The following is a 25,964-nucleotide window of genomic DNA, read 5'->3' as shown; positions in this document are numbered from 1 at the left end:
ATTGAGAATGGTAACTTGCATTATCCACTCTCAATTATCAATTATCCATTATTCTAAGTTGATGCTCAAGCCCAAACCTCTCAACTCGTGCAGCAATACGTTCAGTGACTCGGGGATACCCGGAGCAGGCATCGGTTCACCCTTCACGATTGCTTCATAAGCCTTGGAACGTCCTACAACGTCATCAGACTTGATAGTCAGGATTTCCTGCAGAATGTGTGCGGCACCGAACGCTTCGAGTGCCCAAACTTCCATTTCTCCAAAACGCTGACCACCGAACTGTGCCTTACCACCCAACGGCTGTTGCGTAATGAGTGAGTACGGACCGATGGAACGTGCGTGCATCTTGTCTTCAACCATGTGACCGAGCTTCAGCATGTAAGTCACACCTACCGTAGCCTGCTGCTCGAATGCTTCACCGGTACCACCATCATACAGCGTTGTCTTGCCGTAGCGAGGCAAGCCGGCCTTATCGGTCCATTCGTTCAAATCGTCCAAAGATGCACCGTCAAAGATAGGAGTGGCAAACTTCACGCCCAGGTTTTTTCCGGCACGCCCGAGAACGGCCTCGAATATCTGACCGATGTTCATACGTGAAGGCACACCCAACGGATTCAGCACGATGTCTACCGGAGTACCGTCAGCAAGGAACGGCATGTCTTCCTGGCGTACCACACGGGAAACAATACCCTTGTTACCGTGACGACCGGCCATCTTGTCACCGACACCAATCTTACGTTTCTTGGCAATGTATACCTTGGCCATCTGAATGATACCTGCGGGCAACTCGTCACCGATAGTGATGGCGAACTTCTTGCGTTTCAGCTCGGCATCGAGTTCCTTGTACTTCTTGATGAAGTTCATCACCAATGCACGAATCAGTCCGTTGGTATGTTCATCCTTCGTCCAGTTGCTCAACTGAACAGCGGTGAAGTCCAAATCGCTAAAGTCGGAAGCAGAGAATCTGGCGCCTTTGGAAATAATGTCGGCACCCATGTAATCCTTCACACCTTCCGATGTATAATTTTCTGTAAGCTTCAACAGCTTGTTTATCAACACTTTCTTGAGGTCACCAATCTTAGCGTCGAACTCATCGTCAATCTTCGGTAACAGAGCCTTGTCGGCCAGCTTGGAGCTGCGGGTCTTGACAACACGGGAGAACAGACGCTTACCGATAACAACACCCTTCAAAGAAGGAGAGGCTTTCAAAGAAGCATCCTTCACATCACCGGCCTTGTCACCGAAGATGGCACGGAGCAGTTTCTCTTCCGGAGAAGGATCCGATTCACCCTTCGGAGTAATCTTACCGATAAGGATATCACCCGGTTCGATGCGGGCACCCACACGAACAATACCGTTTTCGTCAAGGTCTTTAGTCGCTTCCTCACTTACGTTAGGAATGTCAGAGGTCAACTCTTCCATACCACGCTTCGTTTCGCGAACTTCCAAAGAATATTCTTCTACGTGTACAGAGGTCAAAAGGTCCTCACGAACCACACGTTCATTCAGTACGATAGCATCCTCATAGTTATAGCCCTTCCACGGCATGTAAGCAACCAGCAGGTTCTTACCCAGTGCAAGTTCTCCGTCTTCGGTTGAATAACCTTCCGTCAGGATTTGACCTGCAGTCACGCGCTGACCCTTCTCGCAAATCGGACGGAGGTCAATCGTCATATTCTGGTTGGTACGGCGCCACTTCGGGATATTATATTCTTTCAATGCAGGCTCGAAGCTTACGAACTCTTCCTCCTCTGTACGGTCGTACAGAATACGGATAGTCGTTGCATCCACGAATTCAACCACACCGTCACCCTCGGCAGTAATCTGCGTACGAGAATCGCGTGCCAGCTGGCGTTCGATACCGGTACCTACAATCGGAGCTTCGCTCTTCAATAAAGGAACAGCCTGGCGCATCATGTTTGATCCCATCAATGCACGGTTGGCGTCATCATGCTCCAAGAACGGAATCAAAGAAGCCGCAATAGAAGCAATCTGCTGGGGAGATACGTCCATCAATTCCACCTCGGAAGGAGGAACCACCGGATAGTCGGCATCCTGACGGGATTTTACTTTATCACGTACAAAAGTACCGTCATCGTTCAAAGGAGCATTACCCTGAGCAATAATCTTGGCTTCCTCTTCTTCTGCGGTGAGGTAAACCAAACCTTCGTCAGAAAGATCAACCTTACCCTCTGCCACCTTGCGGTACGGAGTTTCAATGAAGCCAAGCTCGTTGATTTTCGCGAACACACAGAGTGAAGAAATCAAACCGATGTTCGGACCTTCAGGAGTCTCGATAGGACAAAGACGTCCGTAGTGAGTATAGTGTACGTCACGAACCTCGAAGCCTGCACGCTCGCGTGACAGACCGCCGGGACCCAGGGCAGACATACGGCGCTTGTGAGTAATCTCGGCCAGCGGGTTGGTCTGGTCCATGAACTGTGACAAAGCATTCGTTCCAAAGAATGAATTGATAACGGAAGAGATTGTCTTGGCGTTAATCAGGTCAATCGGAGTAAAGACTTCATTGTCACGGACGTTCATACGCTCGCGGATAGTACGCGACATACGTGCCAGACCGATGGCAAACTGATTGGACAACTGTTCGCCCACTGTACGCACACGACGGTTGCTCAAGTGGTCGATATCGTCCACATCCGCTTTCGAGTTAATCAACTCGATGAGATATTTGATAATTTCGATAATATCTTCCTTGGTAAGGACACGCACGTCCATATCGGTCGTCAAGTTCAACTTTCTGTTGATACGATAACGGCCTACATCACCCAGGTCATATCTCTTCTCTGAGAAGAACAGGTTATTGATAACCTCGCGTGCACTGGCATCATCGGCAGGGTCTGCATTACGCAACTGGCGGTAGATGTAGAGTACAGCTTCTTTTTCCGAGTTACTCGGATCCTTCTGCAGAGTATTATATATGATAGAATAGTCAGACTGGTTCGGTTCTTCCTTGTGTACGAGGATATTCTGAACGCCCGACTCTAATATAATGTCAACATGTTCCGGCTCGATTACAGTTTCACGGTCAATAACGACTTCGTTACGCTCGATGGAAACAACTTCACCGGTATCTTCGTCTACAAAATCCTCAATCCATGTTTTCAACACACGTGCGGCCAACTTACGTCCCACCATCTTCTTGAGGTTCGTCTTGTTCACCTTCACGTCTTCCGCCAAATTAAAAATCTCGAGAATGTCCTTGTCATTCTCAAATCCGATGGCTCTCAGCAAAGTGGTAACCGGCAATTTCTTCTTACGGTCAATGTACGCATACATGACGTTGTTGATGTCGGTGGCAAACTCAATCCACGAACCCTTGAACGGGATGATACGGGCTGAGTACAACTTGGTACCGTTGGCATGTACGCTCTGTCCGAAGAATACGCCCGGTGAACGGTGAAGCTGGGATACAACCACACGTTCCGCACCGTTGATGACGAATGTTGCCTTATCCGTCATGTAAGGAATAGGACCGAGGAACACGTCCTGAATGACCGTGTCAAAATCTTCGTGGTCGGGGTCGGTACAATATAATTTCAATTTTGCCTTCAAAGGCACGCTATATGTAAGCCCTCGCTCTATACATTCATCAATGGTATAGCGCGGCGGATCAATATAGTAGTCCAAAAACTCAAGAACAAAATTATTTCTTGTATCGGCAATGGGGAAGTTTTCAGCAAATACTTTATACAGTCCCTCGTTCTTACGTTTCTCGGGTGGGGTGTCCAGTTGTAGAAAGTCTTTGAATGACTTCAATTGTACTTCCAGAAAATCCGGATATTCAAGCGGATTCTTAGTCGAAGCAAAATTAACTCTTTGATTTACAGTATTTGAAGACATCTGTTAATGGATTTGTAGAACTTAATTTTAAATATATACACAAAAAGGTTAAGAACCCTTTTCACGAAGGGTTCCTAACCGAATTACCTGATTTACAGGCTAATGTTATTTAAGTTCAACTTCAGCTCCAGCTTCTTCCAATGTTTTCTTCAATGATTCTGCTTCGTCCTTAGCCAAACCTTCTTTTACTACGCTAGGAGCACCGTCTACCATGTCCTTAGCTTCCTTCAAGCCAAGACCGCAAGCTTCCTTAACGGCTTTAACTACCTGAAGTTTAGCTGAGCCAGCGCTCTTCAATACTACGTCGAAAGAAGTCTTTTCTTCTGCGGCAGCAGCACCACCGGCTGCAGGACCAGCAGCAACAGCTACAGCTGCAGCAGCAGGTTCAATACCATATTCTTCTTTCAGGATTGTTGCAAGTTCATTAACTTCTTTTACTGTCAAGTTAACTAATTGTTCTGCAAAAGCTTTCAAATCTGCCATTTTTGTATGATTTTTAATTGTTTAAATACTAAATAAATTGATATAATTCTTTTTCCGAAATTTACGCTTCGGGACGTTCACCAAGAGTCTTGAGAACTCCGTGGAGGGTGTTACCACCTGATTGCAGAGCAGAAATAACATTCTTGGCCGGTGACTGCAGCAATGCAACGATATCGGCAATAACTTCATTCTTACTCTTGATACTTACGAGAGCATCCAACTGGTCAGCACCAACATAGAAGCTTTCTTCTGCATATGCAGCCTTCAGTCCGGGAATACCGTTCTTAGCCTTATCTTTAATCAACTTGGCCGGAGCGTTAGCAACGTTGCTGAACATTACGGCAGTTGTACCTTTCAGAGAACCATAAAGCGGAGAAAAGTCTTCTTCCAGGCTCTCCAATGCCTTGTGAAGCAATGTATTCTTAACTACCATCAATTTGATGTCAGCCTTGAAACATTCTCTTCTCAACATGCTGGTTGTAGCAGCATTCATGGCAGTGGTATCCACCAAATAGAAGTGACCGTATTCCTTCACTGTAGCAGCAATCTGCTCAATAATCGTACTTTTATCTTCCTTTCTCATTATTACTCCGTTTTATTAGATTTCTTCTACTGTTTTCGGGTCAATCTTGATGCCCGCACTCATCGTGCTAGAAAGATAAATACTCTTAATATATGTACCCTTGGCTGCAGTCGGTTTCAATTTATTCAAAGTAGAGATGAATTCTTTCGCATTGTCGCGAATTTGCTCAGCGCTAAATGAAACTTTACCGATAGAAGTATGAACAATACCGCTCTTGTCAACCTTAAAGTCGATTTTGCCTTGTTTTACTTCTCTTACAGCTTTAGCAACATCCATAGTTACAGTGCCACTCTTGGGGTTAGGCATCAATCCACGAGGACCGAGCACACGACCGAGTGCACCAATCTTACCCATGATGGACGGCATAGTGATAATCACATCAATATCAGTCCATCCACCTTTGATCTTTTCAATATATTCGTCAAGACCAACATAGTCAGCTCCGGCTTCTTTTGCAGCAGCTTCAGCATCTGGTGTACAAAGCACCAAAACGCGTACAACCTTACCAGTACCGTGAGGAAGTGATACAACACCTCTCACCATCTGGTTGGCCTTACGCGGGTCAACGCCCAAACGTACGTCGATATCCAGAGAAGCGTCAAACTTGGTATAAGTGATTTCCTTTACCAACTGAGCAGCTTCCTTGAGAGAGTATGCTTTCCCTGCTTCAATTTTTTCTGCAGCCAACTTTTGATTTTTTGTCAGTTTACCCATTCTAATTGAAGTTTATTAATTATTAACCGGGAACTCCCCTTTTACAGCGATACCCATACTTCTAGCTGTACCGGCAACCATTTTCATGGCAGCTTCTACAGTGAAACAGTTCAAGTCAACCATTTTGTCCTGAGCAATCGTACGAACCTGTTCCCAAGTAATCTCGGCAACTTTCTTACGGTTAGGCTCAGCAGAACCACTCTTTTGCTTCGTCACTTCCAACAACTGGATAGCCACGGGAGGAGTCTTGATTACAAAATCGAAAGACTTGTCTGCGTAGTAAGTGATAATCACAGGAAGAATCTTTCCTGCTTTGTCTTGGGTTCTGGCGTTGAATTGCTTGCAAAACTCCATGATATTGATACCCTTGGAACCCAATGCAGGTCCTACTGGGGGTGATGGATTTGCCGCGCCTCCTTTAATCTGTAATTTGATTAGTCCAGCAACTTCTTTAGCCATTTTCTAATTGATTTATATATATAAACATTAATGAAGAATACTACAGCGTAACACCTGCACTATTCTTTTTCAACTTGCATAAAGCCCAATTCGAGCGGAGTCTTCCGTCCGAATATCTTGACCATGACCTTCAGTTTCTTCTTCTCGGTGTTCACTTCTTCAATGATTCCACTGAATCCACTGAACGGACCGTAATTCACCTTTACAGTCTCGCCGACTACATACGGGATACTCAAGTCTTCACCTGATTCCTGCAATTCGTCGACCGTACCAAGTATACGATTCACTTCCGACTGTCTCAGAGGTACGGGTTTTTCCGAACCACCCAAGAACCCTATCACATTAGGAGTATTTCTCAGATGATGAGCAACCTCACCCACCAGAACAGCCTCCACCAAAACGTAACCAGGGAGATAACTTCTCTCTTTCACAATTTTCTTACCATTGCGAACCTGATATACCTTTTCGGTAGGAATCAATACCTGAGATACGTAATCACCAAGGTCGCTGTTTTTAATATCAGCTTCAAGGTATTCCTTTACCTTAGCTTCTTTTCCGCTAATAGCACGCAAAACGTACCATTTCTTTTCAATCTCAGACATTTCTCCTTACTTTTAATGTGGATAAACAAATTCCATCAGATGCTGGAAACAGAAGTCCATCGCAAATACTACCACTGCAATTAGTAGGGAAGCATATAAAACAACTACTGCACTGTTAGTAAGTTCAGAATACGTAGGCCACGACACTTTATGAACAAGTTCGTCGTAAGTTTCTTTAAAATAAGCTACAATCTTCTTCATTTCAAAAATATTAGCACGGGAGGAGAGGCTCGAACTCCCGACACCCGGTTTTGGAGACCGGTGCTCTACCAACTGAGCTACTCCCGTTTGTACATAATCAGTTCCCGATGTATACCGGGAACTGATTAAGATTATATTGGTTATTAGTCAAGAATTTCAGTAATCTGACCAGAACCTACTGTACGACCACCTTCACGGATAGCGAAACGCAAACCTACGTTCAATGCTACCGGGTAGATCAGTTCTACAGTGATTTCTACGTTATCACCAGGCATTACCATTTCAGTTCCTTCCGGAAGAGTGATTTCACCTGTACAGTCCATAGTACGCAGATAGAACTGAGGACGGTATTTGTTGTGGAACGGAGTGTGACGACCACCTTCTTCTTTCTTCAAAACGTAGATAGAAGCTTTGAACTTAGAGTGAGGTTTAATCTGACCGGGCTTACAAAGAACCATACCACGTTTGATTTCGTTCTTGTCGATACCACGGAGCAACAGACCTACGTTGTCACCAGCTTCACCTTGATCCAGCAACTTGCGGAACATTTCAACACCAGTTACAACAGACTTCTTGTCTTCACCCAAACCGAGGATTTCAACTTCGTCACCTACATGGATAACACCAGCTTCGATACGACCAGTAGCTACAGTACCACGACCAGTGATTGAGAATACGTCTTCAACCGGCATCAAGAACGGTTTGTCAATATCACGCGGAGGCAGAGGAATCCAAGTGTCGCAAGCATCCATCAGCTCCATAACCTTCTCTTCCCACTTTTCAACGCCATTCAACGCACCAAGAGCAGAACCCTGGATGAACGGAGTGTTGTCGCCGTCGAATTCGTAGGCTGAAAGCAGTTCACGCATTTCCATTTCAACGAGTTCCAACATTTCAGCGTCGTCTACCATGTCACACTTGTTCATGAATACAACCAGTCTCGGTACGTTTACCTGACGAGCCAGCAAGATATGCTCACGAGTCTGAGGCATCGGACCATCAGTAGCAGCAACTACGATGATAGCACCGTCCATCTGAGCAGCACCAGTTACCATGTTCTTTACGTAGTCGGCGTGACCCGGGCAGTCTACGTGAGCGTAGTGACGGTTAGCTGTTTCATACTCTACGTGAGAAGTGTTGATAGTGATACCTCTTTCCTTTTCTTCAGGAGCGTTATCGATAGAATCGAAAGAACGCAATTCAGAAAGACCTTTCTTTGCCAACACTGTAGTGATAGCAGCTGTCAACGTGGTTTTACCGTGGTCAACGTGACCAATTGTACCAATGTTTACATGCGGTTTGGTACGTTCGAATTTCTCTTTAGCCATAGCTTTACTTGTTATTTATTTGATTAATAATCAGCTTTTACATTTTTGTGAGCTGTTACCGGGACTTGAACCCGGGACCTCTTCCTTACCAAGGAAGTGCTCTACCGCTGAGCTATAACAGCAAGGAGAATAAGAGTTGTGGGCAAAGATGGATTCGAACCACCGAAGGCGTAAGCCAGCAGATTTACAGTCTGCCCCATTTGGCCACTCTGGTATTTGCCCCTACATTACAAAAAGAACTCTTTTCCTTACTAAATCATCGCAGAGTGAACTTTACCCGGACGATTTCCGTTCTCATATCATCTCCACCTCGTGAAGAAAGACTCATTCCACTCATCCTTGAGCGAGCCTCTTGTCGGATTCGAACCAACGACCCCGAGATTACAAATCACGTGCTCTGGCCAACTGAGCTAAAGAGGCAAGCTAAAAAATGCAACCGTAACGTTCATAGTGTGAGCGAAACGGCTGCAAATTTAGGCATTTATTTTTTACCCGCAAAATTTTAGCGGAAAATTATTTGCTCCGTTGCTTTTCCTTGTACTTAACCAGCTGTTTTTCCAAAGCTTCCAGGCATAAATCCACTGCTTCTTCAAACGTATCACAAACCTTGTTTGCATAAAACTCGCCATTGGGAACCAATACTTTCACTCCGGCTTCTTTATTTTCGGCTGTTTCTGGTTTTACTACCTTTAATGACACCTCTACTTTCTTTATATCGTCGTAAAATTTCTCCAACTTAGCAACTTTCTTTTGAACGAAAGACTGCAATTGCTCTGACGCATCAAAGTGAATCGATTGAATTCTTACTTCCATACTTACCTCCTTTTTACTTTAGGCTCGGGGATGAGCCTGATTATACACTTTTTTAAGCTCTTCAAAAGTAGTATGCGTATAAACTTCCGTTGTCGCCAGACTCTCGTGTCCGAGGAGTTCTTTTATCGAGCCTAAATCAGCACCATTGTTCAGCATAGCCGTTGCAAAGGTGTGCCTCAGCACGTGGGGACTTCTTTTTTTTACAGTCACTACCTTCGAAAGGTTTCGTTTCACAAGGCATGCTACGATACTGCGGTAAAGCCTCTTTCCATTCTTCCGGACAAAAAAAGCATCCGAGCGAACCGGGACAGCTTCATTCCGCACATTGACATATTCTCGCATCGAGCGTCCCAGCTCCTCATCGAAAGGTATAAGACGTTGTTTATTCCGTTTTCCCGTCACTTTAACGAGAGAAGCCGAAAAATCGACATCCTTATCATCCAACCCTATCAATTCTGAAAGTCGCATGCCGGTAGCATAAAACATTTCAATAATCATATGGTCGCGACACCCTTCAAAACCTTCACCAAAGTCCATATCATCCAGCAACCTATTCATCTCACCCTCTCTCAGAAATACCGGAAGCGGCTTTTTCTTCTTGGGCCCCGTCACTTTCCGCAACGGATCTACCGCGACCTTACCTCTCCTCAAAAGGAATTTATAGTATGTCCGGACAGAACTCAGCTTTCGGTTTATCGTATTAGAAGCAAGTCCTTTGTCCATCAAGGAAGCAATCCATTCACGAACAAGTTCCGCATCTACATCCGATGGAGTCAAGTCTCCCAACATTTCTTCTCCAAACCTCTGCAGTTCAAGAATATCTGCCCGATAGTACTCAACCGTACCTTTGGAATAGTTCCGCTCGTGCAGAAGATAGTCAAGAAAAGAATCTGTCAACAACATATCGCTACATATCTAAAATCATGCAACGAATGTATGAAAAAGAATTCAATAATTCAAAGGAATTTACGAATTATTAATCTTCTACTTGCTGAAGTTGTTGAACGTAAACAGCACGTTCTTTCTTAAGTCTTTTAGTCACAGACGGTTTATCAAACTGTTGTCTGCGTCTCAATTCCTTAACTGTGCCAGTTTTTTCAAACTTTCTTTTGAATTTCTTCAGCGCTTTTTCAATGTTTTCGCCTTCTTTTACAGGTACTACAATCATTTTCTTTTAATTAAATGTTAATGGTTTAAAAATCTCACGATTAAATTGAGCGGCAAAATTACACATACTTTCTTTATTCACAAAACTTTCTGCAAAAAAATTACCCATGATTCCTAATTATCAAACGAATGAGCAAAGGGAAAGATGTTTTTATTGAGCCAATCCGCTAAAATCCGTGAAGCATAGCAAATTTTTAAAAGAGAATGTGTAACTTTGAAAGCAGAGAATGAAGAGATTATAAACTCATTTACACGCCTACTTAATTACATTTATAAAAATATGGCTCAGACAATCAATCAACGTATAGATGCTCTACGGGCATTGTTAAAAAGAGAAGGCATAGACGCTTTCATTATCCCCAGTACCGACCCGCACCTAAGCGAGTACGTAGCACCGTACTGGAAATCAAGAGAATGGATATCAGGCTTCACCGGTTCGGCAGGCACGGCGGTGATTACCACCGACAAGGCGGGACTGTGGACAGATTCTCGCTATTTTCTCCAAGCCGAGCAGCAGCTGGAAGGCAGCGGCATCGACTTATACAAGGAAATGCTGCCCGAAACGCCCAGCATCCTCGATTTCCTGCGGGAGAACCTTACAGCGAATTCAGTTGTAGGTATAGACGGAAAGGTATTTTCCACCACACAAGCCATAGCCCTGCAAGAGGATCTGGCAAAAAACGGCATCACCGTAAAGAGCATTGCCGACCCGATGAATGAGATATGGACAGACCGCCCTCCCATGCCCGAAGCACCCGCCTTTATCCACGAGATGAAATACGCCGGGAAAAGCTGTCCGGACAAACTGGCTGCTATCCGCCGGGAGATGAAGAAGAGTGAAGCGGACGTATTATTGGTGTCGGCATTGGACGAGATAGCATGGACACTCAATATACGCGGCAACGATGTGCATTGCAACCCCGTAGTAGTAAGCTACCTGATAATCAACGAACAAGAAACACACTTTTTCATCCAGCCCGAGAAAGTAACGGAAGAGCTTTCAGCCTATCTGGAAGAAGCCGGCGTCACCATCCATGCTTATGGGGACACCGAATCCTTTGTGACAAGAATACCGGACGGCAGCATCATGCTCGACATGGGAAAGACGAATTATGCCGTTTATTCCGCCCTCCCCCCTTCCTGCCGGGTACTTGACGAGCGCTCACCGATAGCCTTGCTGAAAGCGGTCCGCAATGACCGGGAAATAGCCGGCATCCACGCAGCCATGCAACGCGACGGAGTGGCACTGGTGAAGTTCCTGAAATGGCTGGAGGAGGCCGTTTCCGCAGGCAACGAGACAGAAATCAGCGTAGACAAGAAACTGCACGAATTCCGTGCCGCACAGCCACTCTACATGGGGGAAAGCTTCGACACCATTGCCGGGTACAAGGAACATGGAGCCATCGTACACTACGAAGCCACTCCGGCAACGGACGTGCCACTGAAACCCGAGGGATTCCTGCTGCTGGACTCGGGTGCGCAATACCTGGACGGCACTACCGACATCACCCGCACCATCGCACTGGGGAAACTGACCGAAGAAGAGAAGACGGACTACACCCTGATACTGAAAGGACATATCGACCTCGCCATGGCTGTCTTCCCGGAAGGTACGCGAGGAGCGCAACTGGATGTACTGGCCCGCATGCCGATATGGCAACACCACATGAACTTCCTGCATGGTACCGGGCACGGCGTAGGCCATTTCCTCAATGTGCACGAAGGTCCGCAAAGCATCCGCATGAATGAGAATCCGGTAACCCTACGGCCAGGAATGGTCACTTCCAACGAACCGGGCGTTTACAAAGCCGGAAGTCATGGAATACGTACGGAAAATCTGGTGCTGACCGTGAAGGACGGTGAAGGCATGTTCGGAAATTACCTGAAGTTCGAAACCATTACCCTCTGCCCCATCTGCAAGAAAGGTATCATCAAAGAGATGCTGACGGCAGAGGAAACGGCATGGCTGGACAACTATCACCAGCATGTATACGAGACACTTTCGCCAAGCCTGAACGAAGGAGAACGGGAATGGCTGAAGGAAGCATGCAGTAACCTAACCACTAATCACTAAAAAATGGCATTAATAAAATCAGTAAGAGGATTCACTCCCGAAATCGGGGAGAATTGTTTTTTGGCGGACAATGCGGTTGTCATTGGCGACGTCAAGATGGGACGGGATTGCAGCATCTGGTTCAGCACCGTGCTGCGGGGTGACGTAAACTCAATCCGCATAGGGAACGGAGTAAACATCCAGGATGGAAGCGTGCTCCACACCTTGTACGAGAAATCAACCATAGAGATAGGAGACCACGTATCCGTGGGGCACAACGTGACCATCCACGGAGCCACTATCAAGAACTATGCTTTGGTAGGGATGGGTTCCACCATCCTTGACCACGCAGTAGTGGGCGAAGGGGCTATTGTCGCCGCTGGTTCCCTGGTATTGAGCAATACGGTCATCGAGCCGGGAAGCATCTGGGGAGGAGTCCCCGCCAAGTTCATCAAGAAAGTAGATCCGGAGCAGGCCAAGGAGCTGAACCAGAAGATTGCACACAACTATCTGATGTATTCCGACTGGTACAAATAAAGGGAGACAAGGCGCCCCAAAAAGGCAGGGCGATAAAGGGATGCCATTCCATCACCTTTACCGCCCTATCGCTTTTATCACTCTTTACTTTTCTAAAAGTTTATCATACTCATTATCTTATCCGTTGCACCGGCGTTGCCGGTCACATAATTGCTTGCATTCATGCCTGATTCGCGCAAAAAGACTTCATCTGTCAGCATACGGTCGAGCAAAGTTTTCAGTTCCTCATAATCCTTCACCGAGAAAGCGCCTTTTGCCTCCAACAACTGGATGGCCTCCTGGAATTTCTGATACTTCGGTCCGAAAATCACCGGAATGCCATAAACTGCAGCCTCAAGGGTATTGTGGATTCCCACCCCAAAACCACCTCCGATATAGGCAATCTCGCCATAGCGGTAGATGGAAGAGAGCAACCCGAAGCAGTCGATAATCAGGCAGTCGGCCTTACGGACATTCTTCTCGTCGGCACGGGTATAGCGCACGTAGGGGCGTTTCAGTTTACGGATAATCTCTACCAGATGGTTTTCGTCGATAACGTGCGGAGCGATAACCAACTTCACCTCTGGATGCTGGTTGAAGTATTCAATAAACAAATCCTCGTCCGGCTGCCAGGAGCTTCCTGCCACGAAAGTCATCGTGTTGTTCTTGAAAAGCTCCACCAAAGGCAGATGTTTGGCCTCCTCACGAATCTGCAGCACACGGTCAAAACGGGTATCCCCCACCACCGTGACACGGCTGATACCTATCTTCGCCAGATAGCGTTTGGAGCGTTCATTCTGCACAAACAAATGGTCGAAGTCGCGCAGCACATGTCTGTACGTACCGCCATACCACTTGAAGAATACTTGTCCGCGGCGGAAAATGGAAGAAATGCTGTACACCGGAATACGGCGCTTGTGCAGTTCGTCCAGATAGTTCTTCCAGAACTCGTACTTGATGAAGAATGCCATGCAGGGATTCACGATATCCAGGAACTTCTTCACATTGCGGGACTTGTCGAAAGGCAAGTAACAGACAACGTCTGCCCCCCTATAATTCTTGCGGACCTCATAGCCCGACGGCGAGAAGAAAGTCAGCAGAATACCGTAATCCGGATATTTGGCACGAATTTTCTCAATCAACGGCCGTCCCTGCTCGAACTCCCCCAAAGAAGCGGCATGGAACCATATATAGCGCACGTCCTTCTCCAACTGCTGCCGGAGAAGTTCATAGACCACCCAGTGTCCCTTCATCATTTTTCGGGGCTTACGGCTAAATGGAGCAGCCAGATGCACCAGAATATCGTAGATGGCTATTGCCAAGTCATATAGCATACTATATGGATTAAGGATGAAGAAGATTTATTCACTTTAAAGCATCAACAGCACGCTGTATACGGGCCAACGTCTCTTCCTTGCCAATCAGCTCGGTAATGTCGAACATGTGCGGGCCTTTACACTCGCCCACCACTGACAAGCGGAAGGCATTCATCACATTTCCCATGTGATAGCCACGCTCAGTAATCCAACCAATCACAATATCTTCGGAAGGCTTGGAGGAGAAATCCCCGATGCCGCGCAGCACATCCATCAATTCGGTCATGATGCGGGGAGTATCTTCCGACCAACGTTTCTTCACATCCTTTGCCGCATATTCCGTGGGGGCTACGAAGAAAAAACGGGTCTGGTCCCACAGTTCCTTTACGAAGTTGACGCGTCCCTTCACCAGTGAAACCACTTTCGTAAGGAACTCGTCGCTATAGTTGGAGGCGTCTATGCCGTTGGACTCCAGCACCGGTCTGAAAAGACAAGCTATCTCCGCATCCGGTTTCATCATGATGTACTCATGGTTGAACCAGATACCTTTCTTATAGTCGAATTTGGCACCCGACTTGCTGCAATGGCTCAAATCAAACAATTTCACCAATTCATCCATAGACATCAGTTCCTGGTCATTGCCCGGATTCCAGCCCAGCAGAGCCAGGAAATTAATGACCGCTTCGGGCAGATAACCAGATTCCCGGTAGCCTGAAGAAACATCTCCCGACTTGGGGTCATGCCACTCCAACGGGAAAACCGGGAAGCCCAGACGGTCGCCGTCACGCTTACTCAATTTGCCGTTACCCTCGGGCTTCAGCAACAAGGGCAAATGCGCAAAGGCAGGCATGGTATCCTCCCACCCAAAGGCACGGTAGAGCAATACATGCAACGGCGCGGAAGGCAACCATTCCTCACCGCGTATCACATGGGACACTTCCATCAAATGGTCGTCCACAATATTGGCCAGATGGTAAGTAGGAAGTTCATCTGCCGATTTATAAAGAACCTTGTCATCAAGAATGGAAGAGTTTATCACTACTTCCCCACGAATCAGGTCGTTCACATGCACATCTTCGTTCGGCTCTATCTTGAAACGCACCACGTACTGCTTACCGGCAGCAATCAGCGCGTCTACCTCTTCTTTAGGAAGGGTCAGTGAATTGCGCATCTGCAAGCGGGTAGAAGCATCGTACTGGAAATTCGCAATCTCCGCACGCTTTGCTTCCAGCTCCTCAGGAGTATCGAAAGCGATGTAGGCTTTTCCGGCCTCCAGCAGAATCTGAACATACTTCTTGTATATTTCCCGACGTTCCGACTGACGGTACGGGCCATGGTCTCCACCGAAACTCACGCCCTCGTCAAACGGGATGCCCAACCACTTGAAAGACTCCAGGATATATTCTTCCGCACCCGGTACAAACCGGTTGGAATCAGTATCTTCAATACGAAATATCAAATCTCCTCCATGCTGACGCGCAAAGAGATAATTGTATAAAGCTGTACGCACACCGCCGATGTGCAACGCCCCCGTAGGACTCGGGGCAAAACGGACTCTGACCTTTCTTTCTGTCATAATCTACCTTACTTATGAATATTTTAGACGGCAAAATTAAACCTTTTTTTCCACACTAATGTTTTTTTTTGTACTTTTCGCAAAAATTTCAGCCGATATGAGTTATTTCAATACAAAAAAAGAGTTCTCGCTCAGAGATTTGCTATACAGAGCACTGATATTCATCGGCACTGTGGGGATTATTGTCTATTTTCTGCCACGTGACGGTAAATTCAACTACCAGTTCGACATTGACAAGCCCTGGAAGTACGGACAGCTCATGGCCACCTTCGACTTCCCCATCTATAAGGCCGATGAAGTGGTGAAACGCGAGCAAGACAGTATCCTCGCCGCCTTCCAGCCGTATTTCCAGCTGGACAAAAGCATTGAGAAAAGTGTGCTCGCCAAGTTGAAGGCAGACTATCAGACCCACCTGCGCGGCCTGCTTCCCTCCACCGACTACGTCCGCTTTCTGGAAAGGAAACTCTCTGAAGTATATCGCGCCGGCATCGTTTCTACCGAAGAGCTGAACCAACTGCATAAGGACAGCACAACCGCCATCATGGTCATTAACGACAAACTGGCCAACCAGCAGGACATCAACAAGGTATATTCGGTGAAGGATGCCTATAACTATATACTCACGGCCGATACCGCCCACTACCGCCCGGACATTCTACGGCAATGCTCGCTGAACGAATATCTGTTCCCTAATCTGACCTATGACGAGCAGCGGACCGAAACCGCTAAGAAGGAGATGCTCGACAACTATTCATGGGCCAACGGCATCGTACTGAGCGGACAGAAAATCATCGACCGCGGCGAGATTGTCAGCCAGGAGACATACAACATCCTTGAGAGTCTACGGAAAGAATCCATCAAACGCAGTGAGTCCATCGGGCAAAAACGGTTGATGCTGGCGGGGCAGGTATTGTTTGTCAGTATCTTCATGCTGTGTTTCATGCTCTACCTCGACTTGTTCCGTAAAGATTACTACAAGCGCAAGGGCAGCCTCTCCCTGCTCTTCGCCCTCATCATGTTCTATTGCGTGGTGACGGCCATCATGGTTGCCAACAACATATTCAATGTCTATATCATCCCGTATGCCATGCTGCCGGTCATCATCCGGGTGTTCCTCGACTCACGCACGGCCTTCATCGCACAAGTCACCACCATACTGATATGCTCCATCTGCCTGCGCTATCCGCATGAATTCATTCTTCTGCAACTCTCGGCGGGGCTGGTTGCCATCTTCAGTCTGAGGGAACTTTCACAACGGTCGCAACTGTTCCGGACAGCCTTCCTCGTCATATTGACCTACGCTGCCGTCTACTTTGCTTTCGAGCTGATTACAGAAAACGACTTGACAAAAATCAACGGAAGCATGTACACCTATTTCGTCATCAACGGAGTGTTGCTGCTGTTCACCTATCCCCTGCTCTTCCTGGTGGAAAAGACGTTTGGCTTTACCTCCAATGTCACCCTGGTCGAATTGTCCAACATCAACAACAGCCTGCTACGCCGCATGTCCGAGACAGTTCCCGGCACCTTCCAGCATTCCATGCAGGTTGCCAACCTTGCGGCGGAAGCGGCCAACCGTATCGGAGCCAAAAGCCAGCTGGTACGTACCGGAGCGCTGTATCATGACATCGGCAAGATGGAGAATCCGGTGTTCTTCACCGAGAACCAATCGGGTGGAGTCAATCCGCACAAGAATCTGGGCTATGAGCAAAGTGCCCAAGTCGTCATCAGCCATGTGACGGACGGGCTGAAGCTGGCCGAGAAGAACAATCTCCCCAAAGTAATCAAGGATTTCATCACCACTCACCATGGCCGTGGGAAAACGAAGTATTTCTATATCTCCTGGAAAAACGAGCACCCCGGTGAAGACCCTAACGAGGAGGCATTCACCTACCCCGGTCCCAACCCGTTCACCAAAGAGCAGGCTATCCTGATGATGGCCGATTCGGTGGAAGCCGCTTCACGCAGTCTGCCCGAATATACGGAAGAGAGCATCAGCAACCTGGTAGACAAGATTATCGATTCGCAAGTGGCAGAAGGCTATTTCAAGGAATGCCCCATCACCTTCAAGGATATTGCCACCGTGAAGAACGTATTCAAGGAGAAGCTGAAGACTATATACCATACCCGCATCAGTTATCCCGAACTTAAAAAATAAGAACTATGGAAGTGACCAGTAAAGAACAGAAAAGAGCCGAACAACTGCTGCAAAGCCAGCACATCGGACTGCACCAAATCAAGAGTTTCAGTTTCATGAAGCGTTACCACCAGGTTCCCCGCAAAAGCAACTTGGCTGCGAAAGACAAATATGGTCCGGGCATACTGACTTTACATCTAAAGGAAGGGAAAGAAAAAGTAATCTATCTGCCTCCTTTCCGTCACCCTTCCTCGGTCATCCGCTACCTGGTCTCCCAAGAAATCCCCTTCGACAACTACACACCGAGGGAACGGACAGTCGCAGAGGTTCCCACAGAAACATACCAGCGTCCGTCACTCTATATGTTCTGGTTCTTTGTCTTATTCCTGATATTCCTTATATTGGGATATTATTCCATCAGTGGCAACGTATGGTGGGGCTTCATCCCGGCTATCATTTCGTTTGCATTAAGTCTTTTTTTCATCAGTATGCTGATGACCCGCTTCTGCTACCTGACGTTGGACAATAACGGCCTCATCATACACAGCGTAGGCAGGACCATCCGCTATCCGTACCAGAACCTAAGAAAAGTAAACTTCGACTTTGCCCGCGAACAGAATTTCACGCACGTCATGGAATTGCTGGACAACGATTACCGCTACCGTCTGTTCTATATCGGAAGGGTTTCGAGGAAGAAACTGAATGAGATTGCCGAACGCCTGCAACAAGCCGGAGTGGATGCCACTTGCAGCCTGAATGATAACAAGCGGTTCTTCCAGGATACGTATATCAGCCACTAAACAGACGTTAGCCAACAAATAAGCTGTCGGATACGGCATCATTCCCATTTCGCAGATTTCAGAATGATGCCTTTGCACTTGCTCTCAATTTATTTATAATTGCAGGATAAACCTTTTTATAAATAATTTGGAAATGAGCAGAAATGAAATTACCTTACAAGAGATGTTCTCCTCAGTCATCGGAGAACTCCGGGAAAGCGGCAGGTGGGGAACGGCACACATCTACCAGTCAGCGGTGAATGTATTCTCGGCATTCACCAAATGGCAACCGATGCCCATGCGCAAGCTGAGCCCGACCGTACTGAAGAGATTCGAAAACTTCCTTAGGCAGAGAAATTGCAGCTGGAACACCGTATCCACCTATGTCAAAGCGATACGTTCGGTTTACAACCGGGCGGTGGACAGAAAGCTGGTGCGATATGTACCCAGGCTGTTTGAGCATGTGTATACCGGCACACGGGCGGATAGGAAAAAGGCGCTCGAAGCTTCCGACATAGGCTGCTTGGTACGGGAGACAGAGATGAGCCTGCAGACCGGTAATTCTCCCAACACCCGACAGAAAACAAGAATTTTCTTTGTATTGATGTTTATGCTAAGAGGGATTCCTTTTGTGGACCTGGCCTATTTGCACAAAAGGGACTTACAAGGAAACACCTTGTCTTATAGGCGCAGGAAGACGGGACGGGCACTGACCGTCTCACTGACGCCGGAGGCTATGCAAATGGTGAGAATGATAGCAAACAAAGACAAGGACTCTCCTTATTTATTCCCCATATTGCAAAGTGAGGAAGGCACAGAAGCGGCATACCGAGAATACCAGTCGGCACTCAGGGCATTCAACCAACGTTTGGCAGTACTCAGACAATGCTTAGGAATGCAGTCTGCACTCAGTAGTTATGCGGCACGCCATACTTGGGCGACCATAGCTTACCACTGCGAGATACATCCAGGAATCATATCGGAAGCCATGGGGCACTCTTCCATCACAGTGACAGAAACCTATCTGAAGCCTTTCAGCAACAGAAAGATTGACGAAGCCAATCAAAGGGTAATTTCTTTTGTAAAAAACGAAGGATATCCAGTATAAAAGAGATTACTTCTTTTGAGGAAGTAGAGCAAACTTGTTGTTTCTTTTTTATAGTCTTCAAACAAAGTTTTGAGGAGCGGGTTGATATTAGCTTTACAAAAAGTTTCCCAACGTAAGCAATAAACTGAAAGATAGAATCTTATATTGAAAATTAGAGACTTTTTCACTTCATAATTTCTATTGCAGCTTTTCTATGATGTTGGAGATTAAGACTATATATCATCTTTCCAATATCCCAACGGACTGATTTTTACTATTCCAAACAAAACCGGTCTATTTTCTCCTTATCTCCTGATTATTAACGAAATTAACAAGATTTCATTACCTGCGAAGTAACGGAATACTTAGTAACAAAAGAAGTATGCGAAAGGAATTCAAAATGAGATATTATTCACTTTTTATTTTTTTAAATTTATAAATTTAAAGTTTTCAATTATGAACAAGAAGTTTCTAAGTGTAATCCTGTTCAGCGCCTTAATGGTGGGCACTGCAGGAACGTTTACGTCTTGTAAGGACTACGATGACGACATCGATCAGATCAATAAGGAGCTGACCGACATCAAGTCTTCATTAAGTGCTTTGCAAGCAAAAGTTGACGCTGGTAAATATGTAACCAACGTAACTAAGAGTGGTGATGGTATTGTTGTAACCTGGAATGACAATTCAACCAGCACAATCGAAACCATTAAGGGTGACAAGGGTGACAAAGGCGACAAGGTTGAAATCACAATTGATCCTACCACTAAGAACTGGAAGATTGACGGTATAGATACCGGCATTTGTGCAGAAGGCAAAGATGGTGGAGCTGGTACTCCAGGCGCTCCGGGAGCAGCTGGTAAAGACGCAAAATCTCCTACTATCAGCGAAGAAACTGGCAACTGGGTAGTTTATGCATGGGATTCCGAGAAACAAGAGTATGTAGGTACTGATACCGGTGTTTCCGCTAAAGGTGCAAGCGCTTATGTTGTAGATAAAGGTAACTATTATGAATTGAACGTTGCCGTTGATAAAGCCGGAAGTGCTTATACAACTGTTAAATTGCCAAAGACTCCGGTAGTGATTACAGAGATTGAAGTAATGGGACAAGTTGTTACCAAGGACAATGGTAAAACTTACCAAGTTACAGATTGGAGCGAGCCTATTTCTTATAACTTCGTGTTGGCAACTAAAGCTAATGCCGACAAATGGAACAAGCTGGATGGTGCCAAGAAACTGAAAGAAGGTCAAGCATTGTCGACACTATCTAACGGAAATCTGCTGGTTCGTATCGCACCGGCTGCTTTGGATGCAAGCGAATTCTCATTCAAGATGGTAAATTCCAAGCTAGGTGAAGCTCCTATGACTTTGGGGACTCCCACAGCTTTCAATGGTTTACTGACAAGAGCTGTTTCTGGCAATGGTTTGTGGGCTATGCCTCTCTCTGCCAACGAGGGTGAAACATATAAAAAAGAAGCTGATTACAAAGCTAAATTCACAGTTGACAATAAAGCTATTGCATACGCTTTGCAAGAAGCTGATGGATTTACTACATTGTACAATCTTTCATTTGAATTCAATGAAAACATTGATTTGGCAGCCAAACCGATAAAGCTCAATGACAAAGCTATTGACTCTGCAACCGATCAGGATAACACGAAGGTAACGCCTGCTACTATCGGCGAACTGCTGACTGTGAAATTCGACAATCCGCAGAATGTGTATGATGCTTACGTAGAAATCGATGAAGCTACTATTGTACGTTGGGGTATTACTGACATTGACGGTCTTAGCTTCAAGATTGGCAAGTTGGCTGACAACATTACTACTACTTATTTCCCGATTACAATTCATTATGTAGCATTGGATGGTGTGGTAAAATCTACAACAACCAACGTTAAACCTGCCAAGAGCTTGAGCGGTGTGACAACTCTGCCGTCTCAAAACATTGAAATCTCTGCAACTGCAGCCAATAACAAAAAAGACTACTCTCTTACTCCGATGTTCGAAGATTTGGCAGGTAGCGCATTAATTCTGTGGAAGGCAGATGTAGCAGACAAAGCTATCACAGTTTATCGTGTTGAAAGTACTGGAGACGTAGTAGAAGCGGGTCTTACAAATGCTGTTACGTTCGATAAGTCAGCATTGAAAGACATTACAAAACTGACTCTTAATGTAGACGCTGCTAGAACGACAGCTTACAAACTTGACAAGAGTTATTATGCTAAGATTGACTTCAAAGATGCTAACGGTGAAATTTTGAATACCGTTAAGGCTCCGTTCACTTTGTCAATCCCTGCATTGTCTAAGTTCCTCGTTAAGGAAAATGTTGTATTCGGCACTACTTCTACAGGTAAGGCTTACATGAATACGGAAGACCTTGTTACTCCTGCAGCAGGCACTCCATATGCATCACGTTACGCATTCAAACATGCATTCAACAAGTTTGATAATGTATACGCCAATAGCTCTACGATTACATTTGCAATCGATCCTGCACAGAAGATTAACAACGTTGCAGTTGCAAATACCCATGCTAAGTTGACTGATGCAAGCACTAGTAATGTTGCAATCGAATTGATTGGCGACAAAGCTTACCATACACCTATCAACATCGTTATTTCAGATGCTAAATATTTGGGTATCTATGCATACGGTGAAACTGAACGTGCTGCCAATGCATTCAAACTGGATGTAATGAGCCCGATTGAACAAGGTACTGTAGAAGCTGCAAGTGCTGCCGGCATCAGTGTAGTTGCAACATCTGAAGGCGTTGCTAAGTTGTACGAAAAAGACTTTAAGGCTGCTACATATGCTGGTATTGCCTATAAGATCTTCAAAGACAAGTTTGCTGCGGGAGATACTGAAGCATCACTGTACACAAGCCCATACATCTCCGATGTTACATTCGAATCTGCCAATACCAACGTATTTACGGTAGAAAAGAATGGTGTAGGAGCCAAGAAGAACGGCAACAAGGTTGAGGAAGGCTATGTAGAAGTTACTCCGAAGAATGCCGGATATGACACTACTGAAAAACTGAATGTTACAGTAAAAGACATCTGGGGCTATACAAAGAAAGCTGATATCAATGTAACAGTTAAACCAAATTCTGCAAACTAAAATATAAACAGAATCGGTCTAACCTTTACAAATAGTAAAGATGAGTTAAGGGTGTGCTATTTTTAGCACACCCTTTCTGTATTCTCCATGTTTCATCATTACTTTGATATTTCAGTTAATTTATACCCGAAAAGATATAATCTCTTTCTCCTTTAATCTTTTTATACCCTTATGGGTGTAATAACGAAAATATATTCTATCTTTGTACCCCAAAGGGTATAAAAATGGAATATACGGAACAAACAACATTATCCAAATATGTAAAAGCGATGCGTAAGCAGTACAATCTGACCCAAGTGGAACTTTCGGAAAAGTCAGGAGTAGGCTTGCGCTTTGTCCGTGAATTGGAACAAGGCAAACAGACGCTGCGGTTGGACAAGGTAAACCAGCTACTGTCTTTGTTTGGCAGCGAAGTTGGCGCAGTACCTATAACTAAAACTGACGAATGATGAAGCAGGCATTGATAAATCTCCGAGGAATAAAAGCCGGTATCCTCACAGAGGATGAGGATGGCTATACCTTCCAGTACGATACGGAATTCCTGCAGTCGGATGTTGCAGAAGCTGTCAGTCTCACATTACCCTTGACAGAGAAAGCCTATCACGACAAAGTGCTGTTTCCTTTTTTCGACGGACTGATACCCGAAGGATGGCTGCTTGACATTGCGGAAAAGAACTGGAAAATAGATGCACGTGACCGAATGTCACTGTTGCTGGCGTGCTGTAAAGACTGTATCGGTGCAGTGGGTATCGAACCTATAAATGAGGAGGATTAAAAATGGCAAAATGTCTGTATTGCTACAAAGAACTGAATGGAAATGAGAGGGATTTCCACAAGGCTTGCTCAAAAAAGATATTCGGGACACTAGAGGCGCCTATATTGCCTTATACGCACAATAATCTCAACGATTTGGCAAGGCAGGTAATTCGCAGTCAGACCACACTGACCGGAGTGCAGGCCAAATTATCATTGGATATCAACAAAGGAAGTAAAAACGAGCCTGGACGATTTACGATTGTAGGCTTATGGGGGCGCTATATTTTGAAGCCGCAAACCGAACGGTTCGGTAATCTTCCCGAATTAGAGGATCTGACAATGCATCTTGCGGAAATAGCCAAGATACGAGTTGTGCCACATAGCCTCATCCGCTTTGAGGATGGTGAATTATGCTATATCACCCGGCGCATAGACCGCACGAATGAAGGGAGAAAATTGGCTATGGAGGATATGTGCCAACTTTCTGAAAAACTCACTGAACAAAAATACAAAGGTTCTTATGAGCAGATTGCGAAGCTAGTGCTGAGATATTCATCCGCTCCCAAATTGGACCTGGTGAATTTCTGGGAGCAAGTCGTCTTTTCATGGATAACCGGTAATGCCGACATGCATTTGAAGAACTTCTCGCTTTATAGTCCCCAACAAGAGGTATATACGCTCACACCAGCATATGACATGCTGTCTACCGCATTGGTGATGCCTGAAGACACCGAAGAACTTGCACTTACACTAAACGGCAAAAAACGTAAATTGAAGAAGACTGACTTTGTCACGTCCATGCGGGCGTCGGGATTGGACGAAAAAGTAATAGAAAACCTCTTCAAGAAACTCTTGAAAGTAGAAACCAAATGGATGGAGTTCATCAGTCTCTCTTTTCTACCGGAGGAGATGCAAATATCATATAAAGACATGATAAGCATAAAACTCAATATGCTGAAATGATACGAAACCCAACAAGGATTTCCTCTTTCTATCGCCCTTCTCTCTTTACTTCAATCCACCTTCTGAAGAAAGGGTCATCCAGTTCATACCCCTCATTACGTATCACATATCCTTGTTGTCCAAGTCGCTTCAAACTACTGAAGGCAGTACTTGGAGAATCAATACCGACACCTTGTAGAAAAGGAAGACTGGACGGAGTCCCCATCTGCATAGTTAAGCCTATCAAGACTTTTTTATCTGTTTTATTGAAAGTGCTCCATAAACGTTCATAATCCATATCGTGTACATGAGTCAACTCCGTAATGGCAGTTTCCAACAAAGTATCACTGTAACCGTTTTGTTTCCAGTTATTCCATGTCTGGTAAGCCAGTTGCTGGGTGTAATAGGGATGACAATTGGTGAACGACAGAATGCTGCGGCCTATCGTTTCAGCATCCATATCTTCACCCAAGAGAAGAAAGCCATTCTTGAGAAACTCATAGAAGTCATCTTGAGGAATCTTACCCAACTTCATCAAATATCCAAAATGATAGAAAGGAGATTTCTTTTTCTCAAAGATTTCCTGCATCATCGATTCCTGGCTACCTAAGAAAATGTAATTGGCATGGTTGTAAGTCTGTAGAATAGACCGCAATCTTTTATCCAGATTCTTGTCCAATGTACGTATTTCTTGGAATTCGTCCAGTACTACAATCGGTTTCTTGTGTGGATTCTTCATTCCCAGTTTATCAATCAGTGTGAATACATCCTCTAACAGAATGAAACCATCCATTGACGGCTGAAATGAAACTTCTATGCCATCCGTCATGGGATTGGTTGAAATGGTGGGGATAAAACGAAAGTGAGTGATAAGATGCTTCAGACGTTCCATAGGATATTGTTGAAGCACAATCCGCAATAATCGTGCAGCAAAGTCGGCAGTGTCTGTTACCAACTGCAGGTTCAACTGAAAAACGGGACGTGACAATCCTTTCGTTACTTTTTGAACGAGGCTGGTCTTGCCGAAACGTCGTGGACTAATAAGTATCAGGTGATTCTCAGTTGCAAGTATCTCTCTTACTTTTTCTTGTTCCCCTACTCTATCCGTAAAGTATTCACCGTCTACAATCGTACCGAATTTAAATGGATTATTCATATTGCGACTTTTTTCAATGCGACTTTTTTCGCAAATATAAGAAATATATTTGAGTTCATTCTGAAAGACTGGCTAAAATGAAGAAATACATTATAAGCTTCTGTTTTGCTTCATTTTATTGTATATACTTGTAAGGTAAACCTTTTATAAATAAATTGGAAATGAATAGAAATGAAATTACCTTACAAGAGATGTTCTCCTCAGTCATCGGGGAACTCCGGGAAGGCGGCAGGTGGGGGACGGCACACATCTACCAGTCAGCGGTGAATGCATTCTCGGCATTCACCAAATGGCAGCCGATGCCCATGCGCGGGC

At 45.5% G+C, this 25,964-nt stretch carries 23 protein-coding genes, 4 tRNA genes and 1 pseudogene; 10 read left to right on the top strand and 18 right to left on the bottom strand.

The genetic code is table 11. The features are described 5' to 3' along the window. Nucleotides 1-48: 48 nt before the first annotated feature. From rpoB to rpsU, 15 genes are all read right to left on the bottom strand, one after another. Complete coding sequence (rpoB, locus tag DWZ03_RS18750; protein WP_005825717.1) at nt 49-3,861, bottom strand: DNA-directed RNA polymerase subunit beta; 3,813 nt, start codon at nt 3,859-3,861, stop codon at nt 49-51. Between the two features lie 105 nt (nt 3,862-3,966). Continuing rightward, complete coding sequence (rplL, locus tag DWZ03_RS18745; RefSeq protein ID WP_004291279.1) at nt 3,967-4,344, bottom strand: 50S ribosomal protein L7/L12; 378 nt, start codon at nt 4,342-4,344, stop codon at nt 3,967-3,969. Between the two features lie 61 nt (nt 4,345-4,405). Next, nucleotides 4,406-4,927 carry a 50S ribosomal protein L10 gene (gene rplJ, locus DWZ03_RS18740; protein WP_005825719.1) on the bottom strand — a complete coding sequence of 174 codons (522 nt, stop codon included), beginning with the start codon at nt 4,925-4,927 and terminating at the stop codon, nt 4,406-4,408. A 15-nt stretch (nt 4,928-4,942) separates the two neighbouring features. Continuing rightward, nucleotides 4,943-5,641, bottom strand: coding sequence for a 50S ribosomal protein L1 (gene rplA, locus DWZ03_RS18735; RefSeq protein WP_005825721.1), 699 nt, complete (start codon nt 5,639-5,641; stop codon nt 4,943-4,945). Nucleotides 5,642-5,656: 15 nt separating this feature from the next. Then, entirely contained in the window at nt 5,657-6,100 is a 444-nt protein-coding gene (gene rplK, locus DWZ03_RS18730; RefSeq protein WP_005825722.1) for a 50S ribosomal protein L11, read from the bottom strand. A gap of 59 nt (nt 6,101-6,159) precedes the next feature. After that, nucleotides 6,160-6,702, bottom strand: coding sequence for a transcription termination/antitermination protein NusG (gene nusG, locus DWZ03_RS18725; RefSeq protein WP_120130529.1), 543 nt, complete (start codon nt 6,700-6,702; stop codon nt 6,160-6,162). A gap of 12 nt (nt 6,703-6,714) precedes the next feature. Then, the gene (secE, locus tag DWZ03_RS20475) at nt 6,715-6,903 is read right to left on the bottom strand and encodes a preprotein translocase subunit SecE (RefSeq protein ID WP_005825726.1); all 189 of its coding nucleotides are present in this window, start codon (nt 6,901-6,903) and stop codon (nt 6,715-6,717) included. A 14-nt stretch (nt 6,904-6,917) separates the two neighbouring features. Then, nucleotides 6,918-6,990, bottom strand: a tRNA-Trp gene (locus tag DWZ03_RS18715). A gap of 56 nt (nt 6,991-7,046) precedes the next feature. Continuing rightward, nucleotides 7,047-8,231, bottom strand: coding sequence for an elongation factor Tu (gene tuf, locus DWZ03_RS18710; protein ID WP_005825727.1), 1,185 nt, complete (start codon nt 8,229-8,231; stop codon nt 7,047-7,049). A 50-nt stretch (nt 8,232-8,281) separates the two neighbouring features. Then, nucleotides 8,282-8,353, bottom strand: a tRNA-Thr gene (locus DWZ03_RS18705). A 17-nt stretch (nt 8,354-8,370) separates the two neighbouring features. Continuing rightward, a tRNA-Tyr gene (locus DWZ03_RS18700) sits at nt 8,371-8,453 on the bottom strand. 124 nt (nt 8,454-8,577) lie between these two features. Further along, nucleotides 8,578-8,651 (bottom strand) — tRNA-Thr (locus tag DWZ03_RS18695). Nucleotides 8,652-8,744: 93 nt separating this feature from the next. Then, nucleotides 8,745-9,044, bottom strand: a complete 300-nt coding sequence (gene hpf, locus DWZ03_RS18690) for a ribosome hibernation-promoting factor, HPF/YfiA family (protein ID WP_005825731.1) — start codon at nt 9,042-9,044, stop codon at nt 8,745-8,747. 18 nt (nt 9,045-9,062) lie between these two features. Continuing rightward, the gene (locus tag DWZ03_RS18685; RefSeq protein WP_009037304.1) at nt 9,063-9,947 is read right to left on the bottom strand and encodes a tyrosine recombinase XerC; all 885 of its coding nucleotides are present in this window, start codon (nt 9,945-9,947) and stop codon (nt 9,063-9,065) included. Between the two features lie 73 nt (nt 9,948-10,020). Continuing rightward, nucleotides 10,021-10,212, bottom strand: a complete 192-nt coding sequence (gene rpsU / locus DWZ03_RS18680) for a 30S ribosomal protein S21 (protein ID WP_005825735.1) — start codon at nt 10,210-10,212, stop codon at nt 10,021-10,023. Nucleotides 10,213-10,491: 279 nt separating this feature from the next. Between rpsU and DWZ03_RS18675 the strand changes: the two genes are divergently transcribed. Beyond that, the gene (locus DWZ03_RS18675; RefSeq protein WP_120130528.1) at nt 10,492-12,285 is read left to right on the top strand and encodes an aminopeptidase P family protein; all 1,794 of its coding nucleotides are present in this window, start codon (nt 10,492-10,494) and stop codon (nt 12,283-12,285) included. A 3-nt stretch (nt 12,286-12,288) separates the two neighbouring features. Beyond that, nucleotides 12,289-12,801, top strand: a complete 513-nt coding sequence (locus DWZ03_RS18670; protein WP_120130527.1) for a gamma carbonic anhydrase family protein — start codon at nt 12,289-12,291, stop codon at nt 12,799-12,801. 92 nt (nt 12,802-12,893) lie between these two features. Here the strand turns inward: DWZ03_RS18670 and DWZ03_RS18665 are convergent, their stop codons facing one another. Both DWZ03_RS18665 and gltX read right to left on the bottom strand, forming a co-directional pair. Further along, nucleotides 12,894-14,114: a 3-deoxy-D-manno-octulosonic acid transferase gene (locus DWZ03_RS18665; RefSeq protein WP_005825739.1), complete on the bottom strand. Its 1,221-nt coding sequence runs from the start codon at nt 14,112-14,114 to the stop codon at nt 12,894-12,896. A 31-nt stretch (nt 14,115-14,145) separates the two neighbouring features. Further along, complete coding sequence (gene gltX / locus DWZ03_RS18660) at nt 14,146-15,672, bottom strand: glutamate--tRNA ligase (RefSeq protein ID WP_016271998.1); 1,527 nt, start codon at nt 15,670-15,672, stop codon at nt 14,146-14,148. A gap of 97 nt (nt 15,673-15,769) precedes the next feature. On the opposite strand from gltX, the gene DWZ03_RS18655 reads away from it, so the two are divergent. The 7 genes from DWZ03_RS18655 to DWZ03_RS18625 all read left to right on the top strand — a co-directional run bounded on the left by DWZ03_RS18655 (nt 15,770) and on the right by DWZ03_RS18625 (nt 24,514). Further along, on the top strand, nt 15,770-17,830 hold the full coding sequence (locus DWZ03_RS18655) for an HD family phosphohydrolase (protein WP_009037308.1): 2,061 nt from the start codon (nt 15,770-15,772) through the stop codon (nt 17,828-17,830). Between the two features lie 5 nt (nt 17,831-17,835). After that, nucleotides 17,836-18,609 (top strand): hypothetical protein, encoded by a 774-nt coding sequence (locus DWZ03_RS18650; protein WP_120130526.1) that lies wholly within the window; start codon nt 17,836-17,838, stop codon nt 18,607-18,609. A 133-nt stretch (nt 18,610-18,742) separates the two neighbouring features. Continuing rightward, a complete protein-coding gene (locus tag DWZ03_RS18645; RefSeq protein WP_057087507.1) occupies nt 18,743-19,696 on the top strand; it encodes a tyrosine-type recombinase/integrase in 954 nt (317 codons plus the stop codon). A 435-nt stretch (nt 19,697-20,131) separates the two neighbouring features. Beyond that, entirely contained in the window at nt 20,132-22,795 is a 2,664-nt protein-coding gene (locus DWZ03_RS18640; protein ID WP_120130525.1) for a PL29 family lyase N-terminal domain-containing protein, read from the top strand. Nucleotides 22,796-23,019: 224 nt separating this feature from the next. Next, nucleotides 23,020-23,244: a helix-turn-helix transcriptional regulator gene (locus tag DWZ03_RS18635; protein ID WP_005824474.1), complete on the top strand. Its 225-nt coding sequence runs from the start codon at nt 23,020-23,022 to the stop codon at nt 23,242-23,244. Continuing rightward, nucleotides 23,244-23,570, top strand: coding sequence for a HipA N-terminal domain-containing protein (locus DWZ03_RS18630; protein ID WP_022401131.1), 327 nt, complete (start codon nt 23,244-23,246; stop codon nt 23,568-23,570). Before DWZ03_RS18635 ends, DWZ03_RS18630 begins: the two co-directional genes overlap by 1 nt. Nucleotides 23,571-23,572: 2 nt before the next feature. Next, nucleotides 23,573-24,514 (top strand): HipA domain-containing protein, encoded by a 942-nt coding sequence (locus DWZ03_RS18625; RefSeq protein WP_087333457.1) that lies wholly within the window; start codon nt 23,573-23,575, stop codon nt 24,512-24,514. Between the two features lie 28 nt (nt 24,515-24,542). Here the strand turns inward: DWZ03_RS18625 and DWZ03_RS18620 are convergent, their stop codons facing one another. After that, nucleotides 24,543-25,649: an AAA family ATPase gene (locus tag DWZ03_RS18620; RefSeq protein ID WP_120130524.1), complete on the bottom strand. Its 1,107-nt coding sequence runs from the start codon at nt 25,647-25,649 to the stop codon at nt 24,543-24,545. A 161-nt stretch (nt 25,650-25,810) separates the two neighbouring features. Here DWZ03_RS18620 and DWZ03_RS20300 point away from each other — a divergent pair. After that, nucleotides 25,811-25,964: pseudogene (locus DWZ03_RS20300) on the top strand (site-specific integrase); the annotation flags it as partial.

The organism is Bacteroides sp. AF29-11 (assembly GCF_003602895.1).
In the GTDB taxonomy this organism is placed as follows: Bacteria; Bacteroidota; Bacteroidia; order Bacteroidales; family Bacteroidaceae; genus Bacteroides; species Bacteroides uniformis.
The sequence above is the reverse complement of the archived record's forward strand: the minus strand, read 5'-3'. Positions and strand labels throughout refer to the sequence as shown.

Bases quoted from the DNA above. Each gene is read 5' to 3' on its own strand.
- DWZ03_RS18665 (WP_005825739.1), bottom strand. From the start codon at position 14,114: ATGCTATATGACTTGGCAATAGCCATCTACGATATTCTGGTGCATCTG.
- rplA (WP_005825721.1), bottom strand. From the start codon at position 5,641: ATGGGTAAACTGACAAAAAATCAAAAGTTGGCTGCAGAAAAAATTGAA.
- DWZ03_RS18625 (WP_087333457.1), top strand. From the start codon at position 23,573: ATGGCAAAATGTCTGTATTGCTACAAAGAACTGAATGGAAATGAGAGG.
- hpf (WP_005825731.1), bottom strand. From the start codon at position 9,044: ATGGAAGTAAGAATTCAATCGATTCACTTTGATGCGTCAGAGCAATTG.
- DWZ03_RS18670 (WP_120130527.1), top strand. From the start codon at position 12,289: ATGGCATTAATAAAATCAGTAAGAGGATTCACTCCCGAAATCGGGGAG.
- gltX (WP_016271998.1), bottom strand. From the start codon at position 15,672: ATGACAGAAAGAAAGGTCAGAGTCCGTTTTGCCCCGAGTCCTACGGGG.
- DWZ03_RS18655 (WP_009037308.1), top strand. From the start codon at position 15,770: ATGAGTTATTTCAATACAAAAAAAGAGTTCTCGCTCAGAGATTTGCTA.
- DWZ03_RS18645 (WP_057087507.1), top strand. From the start codon at position 18,743: ATGAGCAGAAATGAAATTACCTTACAAGAGATGTTCTCCTCAGTCATC.
- secE (WP_005825726.1), bottom strand. From the start codon at position 6,903: ATGAAGAAGATTGTAGCTTATTTTAAAGAAACTTACGACGAACTTGTT.
- DWZ03_RS18630 (WP_022401131.1), top strand. From the start codon at position 23,244: ATGAAGCAGGCATTGATAAATCTCCGAGGAATAAAAGCCGGTATCCTC.
- DWZ03_RS18640 (WP_120130525.1), top strand. From the start codon at position 20,132: ATGAACAAGAAGTTTCTAAGTGTAATCCTGTTCAGCGCCTTAATGGTG.
- nusG (WP_120130529.1), bottom strand. From the start codon at position 6,702: ATGTCTGAGATTGAAAAGAAATGGTACGTTTTGCGTGCTATTAGCGGA.
- tuf (WP_005825727.1), bottom strand. From the start codon at position 8,231: ATGGCTAAAGAGAAATTCGAACGTACCAAACCGCATGTAAACATTGGT.
- rpsU (WP_005825735.1), bottom strand. From the start codon at position 10,212: ATGATTGTAGTACCTGTAAAAGAAGGCGAAAACATTGAAAAAGCGCTG.
- rplL (WP_004291279.1), bottom strand. From the start codon at position 4,344: ATGGCAGATTTGAAAGCTTTTGCAGAACAATTAGTTAACTTGACAGTA.
- rplK (WP_005825722.1), bottom strand. From the start codon at position 6,100: ATGGCTAAAGAAGTTGCTGGACTAATCAAATTACAGATTAAAGGAGGC.
- DWZ03_RS18620 (WP_120130524.1), bottom strand. From the start codon at position 25,649: ATGAATAATCCATTTAAATTCGGTACGATTGTAGACGGTGAATACTTT.
- DWZ03_RS18685 (WP_009037304.1), bottom strand. From the start codon at position 9,947: ATGTTGTTGACAGATTCTTTTCTTGACTATCTTCTGCACGAGCGGAAC.
- DWZ03_RS18675 (WP_120130528.1), top strand. From the start codon at position 10,492: ATGGCTCAGACAATCAATCAACGTATAGATGCTCTACGGGCATTGTTA.
- DWZ03_RS18635 (WP_005824474.1), top strand. From the start codon at position 23,020: ATGGAATATACGGAACAAACAACATTATCCAAATATGTAAAAGCGATG.
- rplJ (WP_005825719.1), bottom strand. From the start codon at position 4,927: ATGAGAAAGGAAGATAAAAGTACGATTATTGAGCAGATTGCTGCTACA.
- rpoB (WP_005825717.1), bottom strand. From the start codon at position 3,861: ATGTCTTCAAATACTGTAAATCAAAGAGTTAATTTTGCTTCGACTAAG.
- DWZ03_RS18650 (WP_120130526.1), top strand. From the start codon at position 17,836: ATGGAAGTGACCAGTAAAGAACAGAAAAGAGCCGAACAACTGCTGCAA.